The sequence below is a fragment of the Deinococcus sp. QL22 genome (genome assembly GCF_023370075.1).
In the GTDB taxonomy this organism is placed as follows: Bacteria; Deinococcota; Deinococci; order Deinococcales; family Deinococcaceae; genus Deinococcus.
Genome location: NZ_CP097158.1, coordinates 67,404 through 84,735 on the forward strand (window position 1 = coordinate 67,404; position 17,332 = coordinate 84,735).

A 17,332-nucleotide genomic window follows, 5' to 3' on the forward strand; every position below is an offset into this window, starting at 1 on the left:
AGTTAAGGCGACAAAACCCTGAACGCACAGGAATGATCTAGAAAAGCCAGCGAAGTGAGGCCTGGCTGGATCCGCCTTCATGCTCGCCCAACGGCCCGTGAAGGGCTGATGGTTTTAACTTCACTGAATCGGTGTGTCCGGGCAAGCCAGGCAGAGTGAACTACTGTCAGGCACCGGGACAAGGCAGCAAGGAGCAGACGCAGGGTTCCACGGCTGCCAGCCCGAGGAGGCAAGTATGAAAGCAGTCGTCTACAACGGTCCACGTGACGTTCAGGTAGTAGACATGCCGGATCCCAAGATTGAGCGCCCCACCGACGCCCTGATCCGCATCACCAGCACCAACATCTGCGGCAGCGACCTGCACATGTACGAGGGCCGCACCAGCCTAGAAAAGGGCCGCATCATCGGCCACGAGAATCTGGGTGAGGTGGTCGAGGTAGGCAACGCCCTGGTGCGTGTGAAGATGGGCGACCGGGTGTGTGTACCGTTCAATGTTGCCTGCGGTTTTTGTCGGAATTGCGAGAAGGGCTATACCGGCGCCTGCCTGACCGTGGTGCCGGGTCAGGCAGGCGGGGCCTACGGCTACGCCGACGCCGGACCGTTCTCGGGCGGACAGGCTGAGTATCTGCGTGTGCCTTTTGCGGACTTCAACTGCTTGATCCTGCCAGAAGACGCCCAGGAGAAGGAAGACGATTACGTGATGCTGTCCGATATCTTCCCGACCGGCTGGCACGCCACCAGGCTTGCGGAATTGATGCCCGGCGAGTCGGTAGTGATCTACGGTGCGGGTCCGGTGGGCCTGATGGCCGCGTACTCGGCCATGATTCAGGGGGCCAAACAAGTGATGATCGTGGACCGCCACAAGGACCGGCTGCGCCTGGCCGAGAAGATCGGGGCGATCGCCATTGACGACAGCAAAGACGATCCGGTGGAAATGGTCATGCAACATACCAAGGGTGTGGGTGCCGACAAGGGCTGCGAGTGCGTCGGCTTCCAGTGCCATGACCCAGCGGGCCATGAAGTGCCCAACGACACCATGAACAAGTTGGTGCAGAGCGTACGGCCCACCGGGGCCATCGGGGTAGTGGGCGTGTTCGCGCCGAAAGACCCCAAACCCGCCAACAAGATGGCCGGCGAGGGGCAGATCGCCTTCGATATGGGCCTGTATTTCCAGAAAGGTTTGCGGATGGGGTCTGGGCAGGCCAGCGTGAAGCGCTACAACCGCGAACTGCGCGACCTGATCCATCTGGGCCGCGCCACGCCGTCGTGGATCGTCTCGCACCACCTGCACCTGCACGAGGCACCGGACGCCTACAAGCACTTCGACAACCGAGAGGACGGCTGGACCAAAGTAATTTTGAAACCAGCCTGATCGCTTAGCCTGTGCGCCATGCTTCGTCATCCGGCCGTCCGCCGAGGCTGTGTCCTCACTCTCGCACGTCGTCCTGTATCTGCGGGACACGCTTCAAAGGACACCATGACCAACTCCGAATCTGTTGTCGAGACCACTGATCGCCGTACCGTTCTGGGCCGCCTGACCGCCGCTGGCCTGGGCCTGCTGAGTGTCGGCACTCCCGCAAGAGCTGGAGGCGCCGGGATGGCGATGAAAGCTGGAATGACGGAAAAAGACTTCCGCCTGGGCGTGATCGGACCAGCCACCCTCTCGAGGACAGTCAGTCAGCTGGCCGTGGAGCGGGCCACCCAGGCAAACGCCCGCGAGTTCGCCCGTTTCGAGCTGCGCGAGGCCATCGCCGTGACCACCGTGCTCAGGGAACTCAAGACCCCAGTGCCGCCCCTAGACGCCAAAGCGCGGGCCACCCTGACACAGATTCAGACGGCTGCGGCAGGACTGGACTTTGACCGGGCCTACATGAGGGCGCAGTACGAGAACCACGTCTTTCTGCGTGACTTGGCGACCGCTTACCTGGTCAATACCACGCCGAATGAGCCCACCTTCCCCGAGCAGCAGGGGCGGCACTTGGCCACACTGGCCCTCAACCAGTTCACCGAGCACGTCGAGCTGACGGCCCGCATCCTGCGCGAACTGGAGAGTTGAGCGGCGTCTGGCAATCCTCCCCAGTTACCACATCTGGTGGCACTGAAGCGCAACGAGCGTCAGGAGACCTGCCCTGGGACGAACCGAATCTTGCCGCTCTCACGGAGACAGACCAGGTTCTGAGGCACGGCAGAGGGACGGTACTCATCAAGGCAACACAACCATCGTCAGAGCTTCATGACGTATTAAGGTGTTATTCACTGGGGGCTGCAGTTGCCTGAACTGCTGGCCATCGTCTTCAGGTGGACTTGTACCCTTGAAAGCGCAGACTGCGGCCCGTTCCACACGAGAAGGGGGGCGTTCACCTTCACAAAAACGGGCGTGCGAGCGAACGACAGTGGGTGTCCGGCTGGTTCAAGTCCAGCAGTTGGCTTCAGGGAAGCGTGTCCTCTGGTGAGGAGATCAATGGCAATATCACGCACGGCAGCAGCGGCCAGCGGCCTCTGAGCAGCAATCAAATTCAGGCGGCATCAACCGGACTTTCGGAAGATCGTGGAAGTCAGGCTTCCCTACGGTATGACGTCAGTTTGTGGCGGCTGGGCTGACGGCCTGACACAATTTATGAGGGAGAGCGAAATCTGAGCACCCAGCCGCCTTCTAAAGCGTCCACAGAACTGACATGCGATTTCTTGCGACGTCCGGGAGGCGCCGGATCGGCGCCTCCTTGGAGCGTCAGGCGGTTGAGTACTGCCTGCCCCCGGCTCAGCGCGAAGTGGACGCCGCGTAAACCAAGTTTCAAATAGCTCAGGGCGCGGTTCCAATGGGGATCAATGGTTCTGCGCACACCCTGCTGCACGAGCTGGAGTCCTTCGGAGACGAGCAGGAGCGTGGCCACAGAGATCACCAGGATCAGGCGTTCGAGGCTGGCGGCATCACGCAGTTTGGAGTCCTCCAGACCGAAGAGGCCACTCTTATCATCCAAGAATCCTTCCTCTATTTGGAAGCGCTCGCCGTACTCAGCAAACGTTGCACGACTGGTGGGTTCATCGCTCACCACCTGCCACTGCTCTGGGCCGTCCGTGGGACGGCCCAGAGCCACATGCACCGGCCCAAATCGGTGTCCGGTGATCGTGACGTTGTGGAAGCAGCGCGTTTCGCGCGCTGCGAGTTTGATTTCCCCGATGGTGCAGACCCGTTGCCCGTCTGGAGCGGCCAGAATCAGGCTCGATTTGATGCGGATGCGGAAGTGCCATCCGCAGACGCGGAGCCAGCCCATCAAGGCCGTGTCGCAAAAACCCCGATCCGCCAGGAGTCGAACATCGTGCAGCCCAAGAAAATCCAGCAGGCCTTTGACCTCGGCGAGGACAGGCAGGAGTTGTTCGGTGCCGACCTGAGCACTGGCATGCTCTAGGACGCGGGAGACGAGCGGTACCGCGCGTCCCCGGTAGAGGACGGCCACCCGGATCAGACAGAAGCGTCCGAACAGGATGCTGGTGTCCAGCGCCAGCGTCAGGGAATGCGGGCCCCAATCCCGCAAGGCTCGGGTAATCAGGGGGCCATACACACTGCCAGGGGCGATGGCTGGATTCTCCAGCCACCGTCGGCAGCGACGTTCGGTGCTCTGGGCGACCGTGGCCTGGGAGTGGATGTGCGGCAGCCAGGAGGGAATGGAAACGCTCTGGGACAGCACCAAGCCGCTGACCATCCAGGCCAGCGTACGGGCGTTGCGGACGTCGTTCCACAGGGCGGGGTGGAGGTGGGGCAGGATCGCTTGGTACAGTCGGGGGGCGTCCCCGGTGGCATTTTCGGTCTTCACAAACAGAAAGTGTCCCCTACCGGGGACGCTTTCTCATAAATTGTGTCAGGCCATCAGGGCGGCTGGGTGGCCATGGGAGCCGCGTTGCAACACGGCTCATTCCGTAGAACAACGAACTTGGCGTCGCTGCAGGTGGACTTCGCGCTAAGTGCAAAAGACCATCACCTTTGTATGAAGCAGTCTTGATCAAATTCTCTGAAGACCATCAATTCAGACAAACTGGTCTTGGTGTGGAGTTGAAGCAGCAGCAGACCGCACCGAGGATGCTGTTCGGACGGGGCAATTCCATCCCGTCTGAACTCACCTTAAGGACGTCTCCCCATGACCCTCCCCACCTCTTTACCTGTCCCGGAGCCGCCCGCCGCGTGTGACCTCCCTACCACGCTCCGTTCCCTGCAAATGGTTTTGATTGTGATGCGGAAGGTGGTCAGAACGCCAGAATTTCAACAGGCTCTCAGCACCCAATCAGCGCAGCTCGAGCGCCTTCAGCAGGACTTGGACGCTTTCTTCCCCGAGGGCAAGCGAGCCCGAACTGCCCCCCCTTGTGAAGTGGTTCAGGCCGCGTTAAGCGAGGTGGCGCAAGTGGTCTGGATCAGTCGTCTGACCGCGTCTCTGGATCCCGTGCTCTTGAAGGTGGCCTTCAAACTCAGTGCCCGACTCTTGGTGCTGTTGGAGCTGCTGCCTGTGCCACTTCGGGGCGATGAGGTGTTGAGCTACGCGCAAGTCGACGCAGTTCAAGCCTGTCACCGGTACGACCAACTTGGAACGCTGAATCAGCTCGCACAGGCCAGCGAGAATCTGCACTGAATTCCTCTGAACATCTTCGTGAGATGAAGGACGTGCTGGGGGCGTGGTTGTCGGACTCTTAACCCGGTGCGTCAACGTCCTCTGCTACACGGCTCTGGAGTGCAATTTTGAGCGAGTTGGACGAACCGCGGCCCTTTGACAAGTTAGGCCCCCGTTAGGCAAACGAAGAAAGGCAGCCCGGAGAGGCCACCTTGATTTCTTCAACAGAGCGTCGAATCCGTTTGACGTCAATACTATGCACCGGCACCGATTTGACCTTCTCCCAAACGCATGTTCCTCATTCAATGCAGTGGATAACAGGTTGCGAGGTTGCTGCATGGTGCGTCACGGTTCTCCGTCCTTGTTACCCTGCTCTTCGCTGGGCCAACCTGGATTCCGCCTCACTGAGCCGTCGCCCGCAAGCTCTGGTGCGCCAGGGCCAGGATCCAGAGCCGAGCTTCCAGTGCTGTGCGGGCATGACAGTCCGCGTGCCTCGCCACCAACAAGCAGGCGTCTTGCACGCCCCGTTCCGGCTGAGGGTGCTGGATCTGGAACGCCAAGGTGTAGAGCCGTGGCGCATAGCGGCAGTGCAGTTCACGCAGAGCGGCTTCATTCGATTGCGCCAGCGCGCACAGCAACTCGGCGTCGCTCATGACTCTCCAGTCGTCCAGTCTTCCTGCTCTAGCGAAGCCCGCTGTTCCTCGCCCAGTTGATAATGGCGGTGTTCGCGGCACTTGCCTTCTCAAAGATGGCCGCGTGTGCCGCCCCCGGGATGATCACCAGCGTGCTCCCTGGCACGTTCTGCTGCATTTTGAGGCTGAACTCCGGTGGATACACGGTGTCTTCCCGGCCCTCCAGGATCAGGGTCGGTACGGTGATGGTCTTGAGGGTCGTCAGCGAGTCTGGGCGGGTGGCCAGTACATTGGCTCCGGCCACGTCCGCCGCGACGCTGGCCTGCTTCACGATGTTCGTCAGGAGAGCGGCGTCTGCGGGTCGCTCCGCCCGCGTCTGGCCGGTCAGCATGTCCTTGAGCAGCTCGGGGGCCAACGACTGCGGGCCGAAGGTCACGGCTTTTTGGGCCATGCCCTTCCAGATATTTTGCTCCACGATGCCGGCCGGGTTGGCGATGGTGTCGATCAAGATCAGCCCCAGGAAGCGTTGTGGGGCGGTGCGGTACATCTCAAAGGCGATGGGGCCACCCATCGACATGCCGCCGATGATGGCTTTGGAAAGGTTGAGTTGATCCATAACCGCGAGGGCGTCCTGGGCGTAGGTTTCCAGGCTGCCGGGGTTTTCAGCGGGCGCGGTGCTCTGGCCATACCCCCGGTGATCAATGGTGATGACCCGGTAGCCCGCAGCGGCGAGGGGAGCCCGGTTGCGAGCGAACAATTCGCCGGAGAGCGGGTAGCCGTGCAGCAGCAGCATCGGTGTGCCGGTTCCAACACTGACGTAGTGGATGCGGGCCCCATTGACGTCGAGGAAGCCGTCTTGCATGGCCGCGCCCTCGCTGCCTCCGGCAAGCGCAGACGTGGCCAAGAGGGAGAGAGAGAGCAGAGCAGCGTGATGCAGTGGGAAACGTCGCATAGGGTTCCTTCGCCTTCCAGGTGAGGAGCGGGCCACTGGTGACGGCCTGAAGGCTGGTGTCGTTTACCCTAGGGGTTGCCAGACACGGGCAGGAAAGAAGGAAGCAACACGAAGACTTTACCCATTGCCTGAGAAGCGATTAGCTGGTTCTCATCCAAGAATTCAGCCTGAACCGGGTCTCCTGACTTTAAGTGCCGCAGCGACGACGGGGATTCATCCTAGAGCAGTGCCCCAGAGGGAAACAAAGCGCTTCGTCGCTGTCTCAAATGACTTTCAACGGCCACAAGTGTCCTTGGTGCAGTGGCTGGGGAGCCGCTTGCAAGCGAGGCGCTTCCCCTCTCCATCCAGGAGAAGGTAGGGTGAAGTTTCGACTTAACCTTGCCCTGCTCGGCACAGCCCACTTCTACAGGATCCACAGGGGCAAAAAGACCGAGGTGATGTTGAGCGAGCTCCGTATCCTCATACCGAGTTCAGCCCAACGCCGGAGACCCCTCCACAAGCGCTTCGCTCGCGTGCTTCGGTGTTCCAATGCACTGGGGAACCCGCTCTCTACCCATCGAATTACTGTCGGACGGCATGGCCTCAATCACCGTCGCAGTCGAATTGCATGGTTTGACTTGACCTGGATTGAGTGGGCTCATGGTTGAGCGCTGCCTCAAGAAAGTGGAATGGTTTCCTAATGGAAGGAAACGGCAGACCTGACACCATCAGCTATGACTCAGAACTCCAAAGACACGAGCCCGCTCGGGCGTTCCGTGGAAGAGGTGGAGGATACCCCCGTGCAGCCGGCCCAGGAACAGGGCGGCTTACTGAGTGGACTGCTCCATCCCTCTCCGGCGAGTGAGCAGCAGGAGACGGGCGAGGCCCCCAGCCTCGGACAGGTTTTTACGCATGCGTTGGGAATGAATGACGGTGAGGCGCGGAACAAAGACGCAGACAACGACACGACGGACAGCTCATAAGCCTGAGAGTCGGTGTGGAGACGAGCCATGGCCGAACTGAATGACGAGAAACGTAACGAGCTAGGCAACCGCGACTTCGCTTACGTCGATCAACAAGGGGAACGTCATCTGCCGATTCATGACGAGGCGCACGTGAAGAATGCGGCGGCCCGTTTTTCGCAGACCCATTTTGAGAATGCGGCGGCCAAACAGCGGGCGGCCCGGCAGATCGTGGCTGCTGCACAGAAACATGGAATTGAGCTGAGTGAAGACGATGTGGTGAAGCAAGCAGCGCAACATTAGACGGTCAGACTCAGCGGCTCAAGCTCCGCCCGCACGGACGTGACCAGGATCCCCAGATCCACTACGCCCAACAGCAAAGGATGACGCCACACGCGGGCCAGATCGAGCATCGCATCAACCAAGGTATTCATCCGGATGGCTGCTTCATCCACCACCTGCAAATAGCGTGCCGCTTTGGAGTCCACGTTCGCTCCCAGCGTGCTATGCAACAGTCTGTTGAAATGAAACCCGCGATGTGATGCCACACGGGTGTGCAGGTCATGTGACACGCTGTAAGCGAAGGCTTCCAGATTCTCGTTGGCGAGTGCGGTGCGTTCACGGCGGCCTTACACTCACGGGGCGTGGAGCAGATTCAAGTCACCCCAACCGCTCATTGTAATAAGTTCATTGAACAATCCTATTGGGCCACCAGACCACAGGAGCGGAGTCAACTCGGCTTCAAGAACCCCCGCACCATTGTGCTCCGAAGATTGAACCAGCGTCGTGCCCACTTGGCATGGCAAAACACAGTTGAAGTGGCCGTCTGGACTTCAGACGGCCGCTGATTCACTTGTCAGAACCCTCCGTCTCCCGTTGTCAACTTCAGCCGAGATCAACAGGATTTACCTGAACCTGGATTAATTTGACCGCGCTCAAACCGGATCTGCGTTCATGTAGCAGGTCTTACGCTGCTGGATGGAAAAGAGCGTACGCCAACAAGTTAAGCCTTCACTCTGTTTGGACATTGCCACCTTTTCAAGGACGGATTCTATGAACAAGCTTGACCAACTGAAAGGCATGTCTATTGTTGTGGCTGATACAGGCGATATCGAGGCCATCAAGCTGTATCAACCCCGCGACTGCACCACCAATCCCTCTCTCATTTTGAAGGCGGCCCAGTTGGTGGGCTACGAGAGCCTGCTGGCTGAAGCGCGGCGCTGGCTCGCCGGAAAAGAGAGTCTGGATGACATCATTGACAAGCTGACCGTGCGAATCGGCACTGAGCTGACCCGCATTGTGCCCGGCGACGTCAGTACCGAGGTAGACGCCCGCCTGTCGTTCAATACAGACGCCATGCTGAGCCGTGCCCGCCGCCTGATCGCGCTGTATGAAGGCCAGGGTGTCGGCCGCGACCGCATCCTGATCAAGCTGGCGGCCACCTGGGAAGGCATTCAGGCCGCCCAGATCTTGGAAAAGGAAGGCATTCGCTGCAACCTGACCCTAATTTTTGGGCTGGAGCAGGCCGTGGCCTGCGCTCAGGCCGGCGTCTTCCTGATTTCACCCTTCGTGGGCCGCATCACCGATTGGTATAAAAAGTCTACCGGAATCCAGGATTACCCTATTGATGAAGACCCTGGCGTGCAGTCGGTTCGCAAGATTTACAGCCACTTCAAGGAGCAGGGGTACGCGACGGTGGTCATGGGCGCGTCGTTCCGCAGCGTGGCTCAGGTGGAAGCCCTGGCCGGCTGTGACCGCCTGACCGTCAGCCCGCAACTGTTGGGCGAACTGGCTGCCGATGAAGGCGTGCTGGAGCGCCAGTTGCAGCCCAGCGAAGGCCAGCGTACCGAACCCGAAATCACCGAAGCGGACTACCGTTGGAGCCTCGCAGAAAACCCGATGGCCGGCGAAAAGCTGAACGAAGGGATTCGCCAGTTTCACCAGGACACCCAGAAGTTGCGCGAATTGCTGGGGATAACGGTCAAGGAGGTTGCCGTCAGCAGTCAGGAGAAGGGTGTTGCCTTAAGCGGGCTGGGGCAGGCTGACTCGCCGTGACCGAGCTCACCCCCTCCCGCCACCGCTAGCCTGGGTCGTGGCTTCAACGTCATGAGGCGTTGTCGCGATGAATGAACATCCAGACGAGGCGTTCGAGAGGCTCTGGTTTGCGGCTGAAGGACAAGCTCTTGCGAACCAAATGAGCGATACGGAGCCGCAGGGTGGCGTTGAACCGTTCGATCTGTTGTGTCCTGCCGATGACGTGCAGCGCACCAAAAACAACGCCTTTGTCGGCACTGAGGCCGTCGGTATGACACACGGCATCGAGATACGGGGTGGGGAGGCTCTGCCACAGCAGGGAGGCTCCAGCGGCAGCTCGGTTTCCGATGAAACAGCCGACGATCTGGCGGGTGGCACGGTTCATGGCGAGCCAAGTCCAGATGTTCGTTGTCTGCTGCGCCACACAGGTGCATAGCTCATCGCACTCCAGCACCAGCGGGGCTGGTGCTGGAGTGCTTACACTTTTTTGCGACAGGTGATTCAAACTCAATGGTGTGTGGCACGGTCTGGATCAGGGACTGGAGATGGCGGCGGAACCGGCTGCGACTGATCCCGATGACGCGGCAAATGCCTCGGTGGGACAAGCGTTCGGACAGCAAATGGTCAACCAAGGTCACAGTTCCAGGCGAAACCGCACTTCAGGTGTGATTCAGGGTGAACTAATGTCGGCGCACGCGGCCCAGATACCGTTGTTTTCCCGTATGGGCGTGACTGTTTTTGACGATATAGACGCCCTCGCACGCTGGACACGTCAGGCCGTTCATGATCCATTGAACGGCAATCATTCCTCAGAAGCCACGACCATCCACGTGCATAGTTTGACATCCCCTGCATACCGCGCTATATTAGAGAAATCAAAGGCGATCCTCCGGGGTCGCCTTTCTTCGTTGAGATGCGCCGGGTGTTCAAGCAGCTGAGAGGATCAAGCGGCAGCAACAAGCCCGACCTCGAACATAGGCCGGGCTTCAGGGCGCTGAGGATCAGCGTTGGGTGGTATTTGAGGTAACGACGCGCTCCGGTTGTCGCCGTAAACCCGCCAGGCCCGCCAAGCCCAAGAGGCCCAGCCAGCCCCAGTCAAATCCGTCATCGTTGTTATTGGTGGTGTTGGTGGTCGTGGGCGTATCCGTGGCGGTGGCGTCCGTAGCGTCTTGCGCGAACGCGGGCGTAGCCAGGGTCAAGGTGCACAGCAGCACAGCAGTTTTGAGCTTCATAGAATCTCCTCAAGACTCTGGACAGGGCCAAAAGTCTGAACCCCGCATTCTGTTTCCTTGGGCGAACCCCGCTCTCCCAGATCCATGAAGCTGCCTTGGCCCTAGCCACGGCAAACCTTGCGCTCCGGCTCACGTCCGGTGGACTCCCGTCCCTAGGGGGCCAAAGCTCTACGGCCCTCCCTGAATGGCTGCCCAACCCTCATAAACGGTGGGGCAGTCATGGCGTCACGGTATGGTGCCTTATGTCTGATCCCGCTCGCCCCGCCCCAGGCGATTCGCTCAGTGAACGGCTCCAAAGCGTGACGGAATCACTCGCGGCAGCGGCGACCCCCGTTGCCGTCTTCCACATCGTGCTGCACCCAGCTCTCGAGGCCTTAGGTGCAATTGCAGGGGTCGTGCTGCTCCAGCAGGACGGCCACGGGCTGCACGTGGCGGCCATGCAGGGGTATGCCGAAGGCGAACAGACCCTCTGGCAAGACGGCACCTTCGAGGTCTTCTCGCCCATCCAAGATTGTCTGGAGCAGCGGGCGGCCCTGTACTTCGAGCATCAAGAGGCGCTCTTGGCCGCCTACCCCCAGCTCATAACCCCGCCGATCGGCGTGACCGTGGTGGCCACGGCGGTGGTGCCTGTGCTACTGATTGACCAGACCCTGGGTGTGATCGTGCTGGTGTTCAGTGAACCGCATGAGTTCACCCCCGAAGAACGCCGGTTCCTGCGCATCCTCGCGGCCCAGTCCGCCTTGGCGCTTGACCGGCTGACCTTAAGCACCCAACTGCAGCAACAAGCCGAAGCCCTCAGCGCCTTTGCGGCCTTCACTGAAGCCGTAGGCCTGAACACCGACTTGGAGACCCTGACCCAGCGGGCCAGAGAGGTACTGCGGGCCAGCTTCCCCGACCTGGCCCTGTCGTATTACGTGCTGGAAGAAGAGCGGTGGGTGCCCGCCTGGTTGGACCAGGTGCCAGACGACCTCAGACGTGTGTTGGTCGCGGGGCTGCCCTTGGACACCCCCGCCTACCTGCAAGCCGTTCAAACAGAAGTGCCCGTCTTCATTGACCACTGGGACGGTGAAGTGCAGCGGATTCCGCATACGGAAACCTTTAGTGCGGGCGCGTTTGCACCCTACTTTCGCCAGGGGCAACCCGTGGGCATGTTGGTGGCGGGGTTGCACGACGAACCCCGCTGGACGTCTCAACACCGGGTGGTGCTCACGGCCCTCTGGCGCGGCTTGGGCGGCGCGCTTGACCGGGCGGAGCAGGCGCGGCAACTCGAGGGCCGGGCCGCGCTCGACGCCTTCGTGGCCCTGACCGAGGCCGTTGGGGTGGAGACAGACCTGAATGTTCTGGCCCTCCGGGCCATCCAGGCGATGCAAGCGGCCCAGCCCGAGCTAGGCGTGATCTATTACGAATTGGCCGGCGCGCTGTGGAAACCCAGGGTGATGTCTGAAGAGATCCCACCCGAGGTCGCCGCCGTCCTGCGCGCCGGGTTGCCGCTGGAGACCCCCAGTCTGATGGCCGCCCTCCAGACCCATGGGCCGAGCTTCACCGAGGGCTGGGACGCAGAGACGGAGGGGGTGGCGCAGACCGAGTCGTACGGGGCAGGAGCTTTCTACCCCTATTTCAGCCAGGGACAACCCATCGGCCTGTTTTGCATTGGCACGCAGCAGTCCCGGACTTGGACGACGCGCGACCGGGCGCTGTTCACGGCGGTGGGCCGCAGTCTGGGCCTGGCCTTGGAGCGGGCCGAGGGCGTGGCGCAACTCGCGGCACATGCCCAGGAGGTCGAGCGCAGCAACGCCAAACTGGAAGCGGCCAACGAGGAACTCGAAGCCTTTGCCTACAGCGTCTCGCATGACCTGCGCACGCCCGTGCGGCACATCAAGAGTTTTAACGACCTGCTCCGGAAAAAGCTTGACCCACACGCGCAATCGGATGCCCAGATCACCCGGTACTTGGGCATCGTGGACACCGCCGCCTCTCAGATGAACACCCTGATTGACGCGATGCTCGACCTGTCGCGCACGTCCCGCCAACCCCTCCTCATTCGACTGGTGGACCTGGAGAATTTGGTCACAGCGGCGCGGTCGGAACTGGAGCCGGAAATGCCTGATCAGCGGGTGGAGTGGACGATGGGGCCCCTCCCGCTGGTGGAGGCCGACCACATCACGCTGCGGCAGGTGATCGTCAATCTGCTGGCGAACGCCCTGAAATACAGCCGCACCCGCCCGGAGGCCCGGATTGAAATCTGGGCGGAAGAACGGCCACAAGAATGGGCGGTCTTCGTGCGCGACAACGGGGTAGGCTTTGACCCCAAATACGCGGACAGGCTATTCGGCGTGTTTCAGCGCCTGCACCGTCAGGAGGAGTTCGAGGGCACCGGAATCGGGCTGGCCAATGTGCGCCGAATCATCACCCGGCACGGCGGCACCGTCTTTGCGCATGGAAGCTTGGGCGAGGGCGCGACCTTCGGCTTCACCTTGCCCCGCCCACCTTGAAACGGGTCTGGGCTGTGCCACAGTCCGAAGTGGCCTGAGTTGGTCTTGCTCCAATCGCCGACGTCGCCCTTTCAAGAGGCGGTTGTTTCCAGCAGGCGGGGAAGACTTGAGTTGGCCCAGTGTCAGGGAAGCTGTCGCTGATCTCCAACTAGGGTCAGATTCGGAGTGTTTTGACGCGGCCTGTTTCGACTTTTAGATCTCGAGTGGACAGACAAGTCTGGAAGTGAGAAACGCTGTTCCGACTCTGGGGCGACCCTCTTTTCTGTTGCAGGTGGCGGAATTGAACACCTGCGACGAGAGCGATGAGTAATGCCCGGTCGTGCAGGAGGGAAGACTTTTGCGCAGAACAATGAATGTTCAAGTTGCTGTTTGAAACCAAGATGGTTGTGGCAGCGGCTGGCCTCCTGCCGTTCGCTGACAGGATTTCTGGGAGTGGGCGCAAGACCAGCTGTTGTTCGAGTTGCCACGAGTGAGGCGCAAGGTGGCCGAACAGCGGGTGCTTCAGTGGTATCAGGCTGCTGTCTCTCAGGCGGATGGTTGGCAAAACTCAACTTAGGGATACTCCGTTCCCGCCTTAACGGACGGAGAACATTCCGCATGCCCAACAAGGTTCTGGCGATTTCGTGTCTCCCTCACGAAATGAATCAAGGCAGCCTTGGCTTCTTCCACACGGCGCGGGCCGGCGCATGCCTAGACTACATCCCACGTATGCTCCCACGCTCTGGCCTACCCCGTGACTGTTGACCTCCTGCTGCTCATGAACCCGGAGGACGATCTGGAGGCCTTGGGGCCCGTCTTGGCCCAGTTGCCGACTCCACGGCCCGCGGTGCTCATCGCTCACTCCTTTTCAGACACTGGCCCCTTGGTGGAGCGTCTGAGCCGTGATACAGCACCGCCCGTGCAGGTAGCCGAGCACGGCACCGTGTTTCAGCCCGGCCAGCTCTACGTCAGCCCCGCGCACCACCTTCTAGAGGTGAGGCCTGACTTTCACTGCACGGTCACGTTGCTACAGCAGAAGGTGACTGCCGAGCGTCCGCTGGACTGGCTGTTGGCGTCGCTGGCCGCGGTCTACACGTCACGCGTGCTGGCTGTGGTTCTGGGTGGCGCGGGTCGTGACGGTTTCGTGGGTCTGCAGGCACTCCGGGGTGTGGGCGGGACCGTCGTGGTATTGAAGCCAGACCATGACGACCCCTCTGCTGAACTGCCGCGCCTGGTCATGGAGACCGGAGCCGCCGACCAGCTGGTGGCCCGACACGAACTCGGTCAATCGCTGACCGAGGTGTTGAGTGGATTGAACCTTGCGCAGGCACCCGATGAAGCCATCAACGACCAATCGAAGGCTTCGTCCTCCCTGGACCGCTCGACAGAGGAGAAGTACCGCCTCCTCTTCGACACCATGGGCCAGGGCTACTGTGAGCTGGAACTCATCCGGGATGCAGACGGCCGAGCCGTCGACCAACGGTACCTGGAACTAAATCCGGCCTTCGAGCGTCTGTTCGGCATCCCTGCCGCCGAAGCCAGGGGACGCAAGGCGAGCGAGGTTTTTCCCTCCCTCGAACCGGGCTGGCACAGCATCTTCGACCGGGTCGTCAAGACGGGAACACCGGAGCGCATCGAGTACCCGGTAGCCGCTCTGGGCCGGTGGTTCGAGGTGTTTGCCTATCCGGCCGGCGGGGATCGTCTGAGCGTCCTGTACGAGGATGTCACCGAGCGCAAGCAGGCCGAGGACGCTCTCCGGGAGAGCGGCGAGAGGCAGGCGTTCCTGTTGGAGCTGAGTGACGCCCTGAGGGCGGAACCCGACGCTGACACCGTCACCAACCGTGCCCTAGAGTTGCTGGCCCAACACCTACACCTGGATCGCTGCTTCATCGGCGTGTATTACCTTGACGATGACCGGGGTGACTTCACCCACCAGGTCGGCAACGACCGGGTGCCGCCGGTGCCGAGCGGGGTGCGCCTGTCTGACTTTCCAGACGCTCTTCGCGTCGCGTTCGACTCGACGCTAGTGGTGAGCGATGTCGCGCGGGACGAAAACCTGTCCGAGATAGACCGGCAGAATCTCGGGCTCGGGGGACTCGGCATGGGCGCGCTCGTCGCCGCGACCCTGCGCAAGGGTGAGCAGCATCCGCTGTGGGCCATCGTCGCCATCTCCGCGAACGCCCGGCACTGGACCCCTGGGGAAATCACGTTGATTGAGGAGGTGACCGAGCGCACCTGGGCGGCTACCCAGCGTGTTCAGGCCGAGACCGCGCGGCGCGACTCCGAAGCGCGCTTCCGGGCGGTGGCCAATCTGGTACCCGACCTGCTGTGGGAGAGCGAACCGGACGGTGTGACGACTTGGTACAACCAGCGCTGGTTGGACTACACCGGCCAGACGTTCGAGCAGGCCACGGGCTGGGGCTGGACGGACGCCATCCACCCGGACGACCGGGAAGCCTCCGCTCGCGGCTACCAGGCGGCAGTAGAGTCGGGTCAATCTCTGCGTCAGGAACACCGCATCCGGCGGCGTGATGGTGAGTACCGCTGGTTTGTTCTGCAGACTTCTCCACTGAAGAATGAGGGTGGGCAGGTCACGAAGATTTACGGCGCAGCCACCGACATTCATGACTTGCGCACGATGAACGTGACCCTGGAAGCCCAGGTGGCCGAGCGCACCCGCCGCCTCGTCGACCTGAATACCGAACTCCTGGCCCGCACCCGCGCACTGGAAGCCTTCTCGCACCTCACCCGAGACCTGGCGCTGGACACCGACCGCGTTGCGCTCGTCCACCGGGCTCAGAAACTCGTCATGACGCTGCTGCCGCGGGGCTTTACGGCCTATTTCGAGCCGGAAGGTGAGGTCTGGCGCAAGAAAGCGCAGGTCGGTGATCCGAGTCACCCGGCGTTGCAGGCGCTCATGGAGGCGGGCCTTCCGTTTGAGACGCCCGGCATGGCCTACCCGTTCAAGATGGGGCAGCCCGAATACCAGAACGCGTATGTGCCCGGTACCGATGCGCCCGCTGAACTTGTCGAGCACATCCACTCCACGGCGACGCTGCCGGTGCGACTGGGCGGCGTTCCGGTGGGCCTGTTTTCCGTGTTGCAGTTCGAGCTCCAAGTCTGGTCCCCCGCCAACCGGGCAATCCTGGAGACGGTCGTGCAGCACCTGAATCTGGCCCTGGATCGCGCTGAAGCAGTGCGCCAATTGACAGAAGAGCGCGAAGCCCTGAACAGCTTCGCCCAGTTCACGGAACTGACCGCCAGCACCAGTGACGTGCAGGTCCTTGCCCAGCACGCCGCGGATGTCCTGCAACAGGTGCTGGCGGTAGACAGCGCCGTGTACTTCGAGCAGGAAGGGGAGCTTTGGAAAGCCCGTTCCGTGTCTGGCGCCCTGACCCCCGAGATCCAGCGTCAACTGGAGGCCGGTCTCCCCGCCAGCACCGCCAGTCTGATGATGCCGGTGACCCGCCGTGAGTCTATGTTTTTTGACGATTGGCAGCCGGAAGCCGAAGGACTGCCGACGTTTGCGCCTTACCGAGCAGTCGCGCGGTATCCGCTGTTTCCCCAGAACCACCCAGTGGGCGTTCTGAGCATGGCCAGGGCAGATGGATCTGTCTGGTCAGCGCGCGAGAAAGCGGTCTTTCAGGCCATTGGCAACGCCTTCCGGCTCGCGCTGGAACGGACGGCACAGGTGCAACAGATTGACCGGCAGCGCGCACGCCTGGCAGACCTGAATGCAGAACTGGGCACCCTCATCACGCGCACCGCCCGCCATCTGGAGGTGCCCGCTCAGCGGCTCAGCCACCTGCTTGGTGTGGGAGCACCCGTGGCCTTAGAGTCACTGAAGGGACTTCCGCCTTACGATCCAGTCCTTCTTCAAGAGGAAATCACACGACTCAACGCCGTCGCGCAGGATTTGCGGCAACTGTCCGTGCTGGAAGCTCAGCAACTCCACAATGACTTGCTTCCGCTCGGTGAACTTTTTGCCGAAGTGCGGGATCAGCTGCCGCCCAGTGGTCGGCAGCCTACCTGGTTCCTCAATCCACTGCCCATCGTGCGTGGTGACCGATCCCTCCTGCGTCAGGCGCTGGACGTAGTCATGACCTTCACGCTGAGCCCAACGCGGGGTACCCGGTACGTGACCGTGAGCAGCCAGACGGTGGACGGGGAGGTGCGGGTCTGGGTCGAGGATGATGGGGTGGGCCTGACCGGTGAAGAGGCCGCGACCCTCTTTGATCTTACCGTCCGCACGGATCAGCAGGTGCCCGTGCTGGAAGGCAGTGGGCTGATGCAGGTGCGGCGGATCATGGCCCGACATGGCGGCTGGGCCTGGGCCGAACAGGGCAGCCGGGTCGTCCTGGCGTTTCCCCAGGAAGAGGCCATGGGCCAGCTCGACGCCCTGTTTCTGGATGAGCGACCAGGCCTCTAAACTGGGGGCGACGTCCGGGTAGGGGGTTGATCGCGCCCCGCCT

At 61.5% G+C, this 17,332-nt stretch carries 15 protein-coding genes; 8 read left to right on the forward strand and 7 right to left on the reverse strand.

What is annotated here, in order from left to right:
* Window positions 1-235 precede the first annotated feature (235 nt).
* Window positions 236-1,372, forward strand: coding sequence for a glutathione-independent formaldehyde dehydrogenase (locus M1R55_RS31390; RefSeq protein WP_249396865.1), 1,137 nt, complete (start codon window positions 236-238; stop codon window positions 1,370-1,372).
* A 105-nt stretch (window positions 1,373-1,477) separates the two neighbouring features.
* A complete protein-coding gene (locus tag M1R55_RS31395) occupies window positions 1,478-2,056 on the forward strand; it encodes a DUF4142 domain-containing protein (RefSeq protein WP_249396866.1) in 579 nt (192 codons plus the stop codon).
* Window positions 2,057-2,615: 559 nt separating this feature from the next.
* On the opposite strand, the gene M1R55_RS31400 is transcribed toward M1R55_RS31395, so the two are convergent.
* A complete protein-coding gene (locus M1R55_RS31400) occupies window positions 2,616-3,812 on the reverse strand; it encodes a transposase (protein WP_249396867.1) in 1,197 nt (398 codons plus the stop codon).
* Between the two features lie 321 nt (window positions 3,813-4,133).
* Here M1R55_RS31400 and M1R55_RS31405 point away from each other — a divergent pair, with 321 nt between their 5' ends.
* Entirely contained in the window at window positions 4,134-4,619 is a 486-nt protein-coding gene (locus M1R55_RS31405) for a hypothetical protein (RefSeq protein WP_249396868.1), read from the forward strand.
* Between the two features lie 380 nt (window positions 4,620-4,999).
* Here M1R55_RS31405 and M1R55_RS31410 read toward each other — a convergent pair whose 3' ends face one another.
* Complete coding sequence (locus M1R55_RS31410) at window positions 5,000-5,251, reverse strand: hypothetical protein (RefSeq protein WP_249396869.1); 252 nt, start codon at window positions 5,249-5,251, stop codon at window positions 5,000-5,002.
* Between the two features lie 28 nt (window positions 5,252-5,279).
* On the reverse strand, window positions 5,280-6,182 hold the full coding sequence (locus M1R55_RS31415; RefSeq protein ID WP_249396870.1) for an alpha/beta fold hydrolase: 903 nt from the start codon (window positions 6,180-6,182) through the stop codon (window positions 5,280-5,282).
* A gap of 779 nt (window positions 6,183-6,961) precedes the next feature.
* Here M1R55_RS31415 and M1R55_RS31420 point away from each other — a divergent pair.
* Window positions 6,962-7,144, forward strand: a complete 183-nt coding sequence (locus M1R55_RS31420) for a hypothetical protein (RefSeq protein ID WP_249396871.1) — start codon at window positions 6,962-6,964, stop codon at window positions 7,142-7,144.
* A gap of 27 nt (window positions 7,145-7,171) precedes the next feature.
* The gene (locus M1R55_RS31425) at window positions 7,172-7,426 is read left to right on the forward strand and encodes a DUF6582 domain-containing protein (RefSeq protein ID WP_249396872.1); all 255 of its coding nucleotides are present in this window, start codon (window positions 7,172-7,174) and stop codon (window positions 7,424-7,426) included.
* Here M1R55_RS31425 and M1R55_RS32600 read toward each other — a convergent pair.
* Complete coding sequence (locus M1R55_RS32600) at window positions 7,423-7,716, reverse strand: histidine kinase dimerization/phospho-acceptor domain-containing protein (protein ID WP_371827360.1); 294 nt, start codon at window positions 7,714-7,716, stop codon at window positions 7,423-7,425. The two genes, M1R55_RS31425 and M1R55_RS32600, sit on opposite strands and share 4 nt — an antisense overlap.
* Window positions 7,717-8,176: 460 nt before the next feature.
* Here M1R55_RS32600 and tal point away from each other — a divergent pair, with 460 nt between their 5' ends.
* Complete coding sequence (gene tal / locus M1R55_RS31435) at window positions 8,177-9,178, forward strand: transaldolase (RefSeq protein WP_249396874.1); 1,002 nt, start codon at window positions 8,177-8,179, stop codon at window positions 9,176-9,178.
* A 49-nt stretch (window positions 9,179-9,227) separates the two neighbouring features.
* Here tal and M1R55_RS31440 read toward each other — a convergent pair whose 3' ends face one another.
* The 3 genes from M1R55_RS31440 to M1R55_RS31445 form a co-directional block, all read right to left on the reverse strand.
* Window positions 9,228-9,611 (reverse strand): IS1 family transposase, encoded by a 384-nt coding sequence (locus M1R55_RS31440; RefSeq protein WP_256566097.1) that lies wholly within the window; start codon window positions 9,609-9,611, stop codon window positions 9,228-9,230.
* 226 nt (window positions 9,612-9,837) lie between these two features.
* Window positions 9,838-9,963 carry a hypothetical protein gene (locus M1R55_RS31975; protein WP_256566095.1) on the reverse strand — a complete coding sequence of 42 codons (126 nt, stop codon included), beginning with the start codon at window positions 9,961-9,963 and terminating at the stop codon, window positions 9,838-9,840.
* Window positions 9,964-10,158: 195 nt separating this feature from the next.
* Entirely contained in the window at window positions 10,159-10,389 is a 231-nt protein-coding gene (locus tag M1R55_RS31445) for a WGxxGxxG family protein (protein WP_249396876.1), read from the reverse strand.
* Between the two features lie 242 nt (window positions 10,390-10,631).
* On the opposite strand from M1R55_RS31445, the gene M1R55_RS31450 reads away from it, so the two are divergent.
* Both M1R55_RS31450 and M1R55_RS31455 read left to right on the forward strand, forming a co-directional pair.
* The gene (locus M1R55_RS31450) at window positions 10,632-12,881 is read left to right on the forward strand and encodes an ATP-binding protein (RefSeq protein ID WP_249396877.1); all 2,250 of its coding nucleotides are present in this window, start codon (window positions 10,632-10,634) and stop codon (window positions 12,879-12,881) included.
* 733 nt (window positions 12,882-13,614) lie between these two features.
* Window positions 13,615-17,289 (forward strand): PAS domain S-box protein, encoded by a 3,675-nt coding sequence (locus M1R55_RS31455; protein ID WP_249396878.1) that lies wholly within the window; start codon window positions 13,615-13,617, stop codon window positions 17,287-17,289.
* Window positions 17,290-17,332 lie beyond the last annotated feature (43 nt).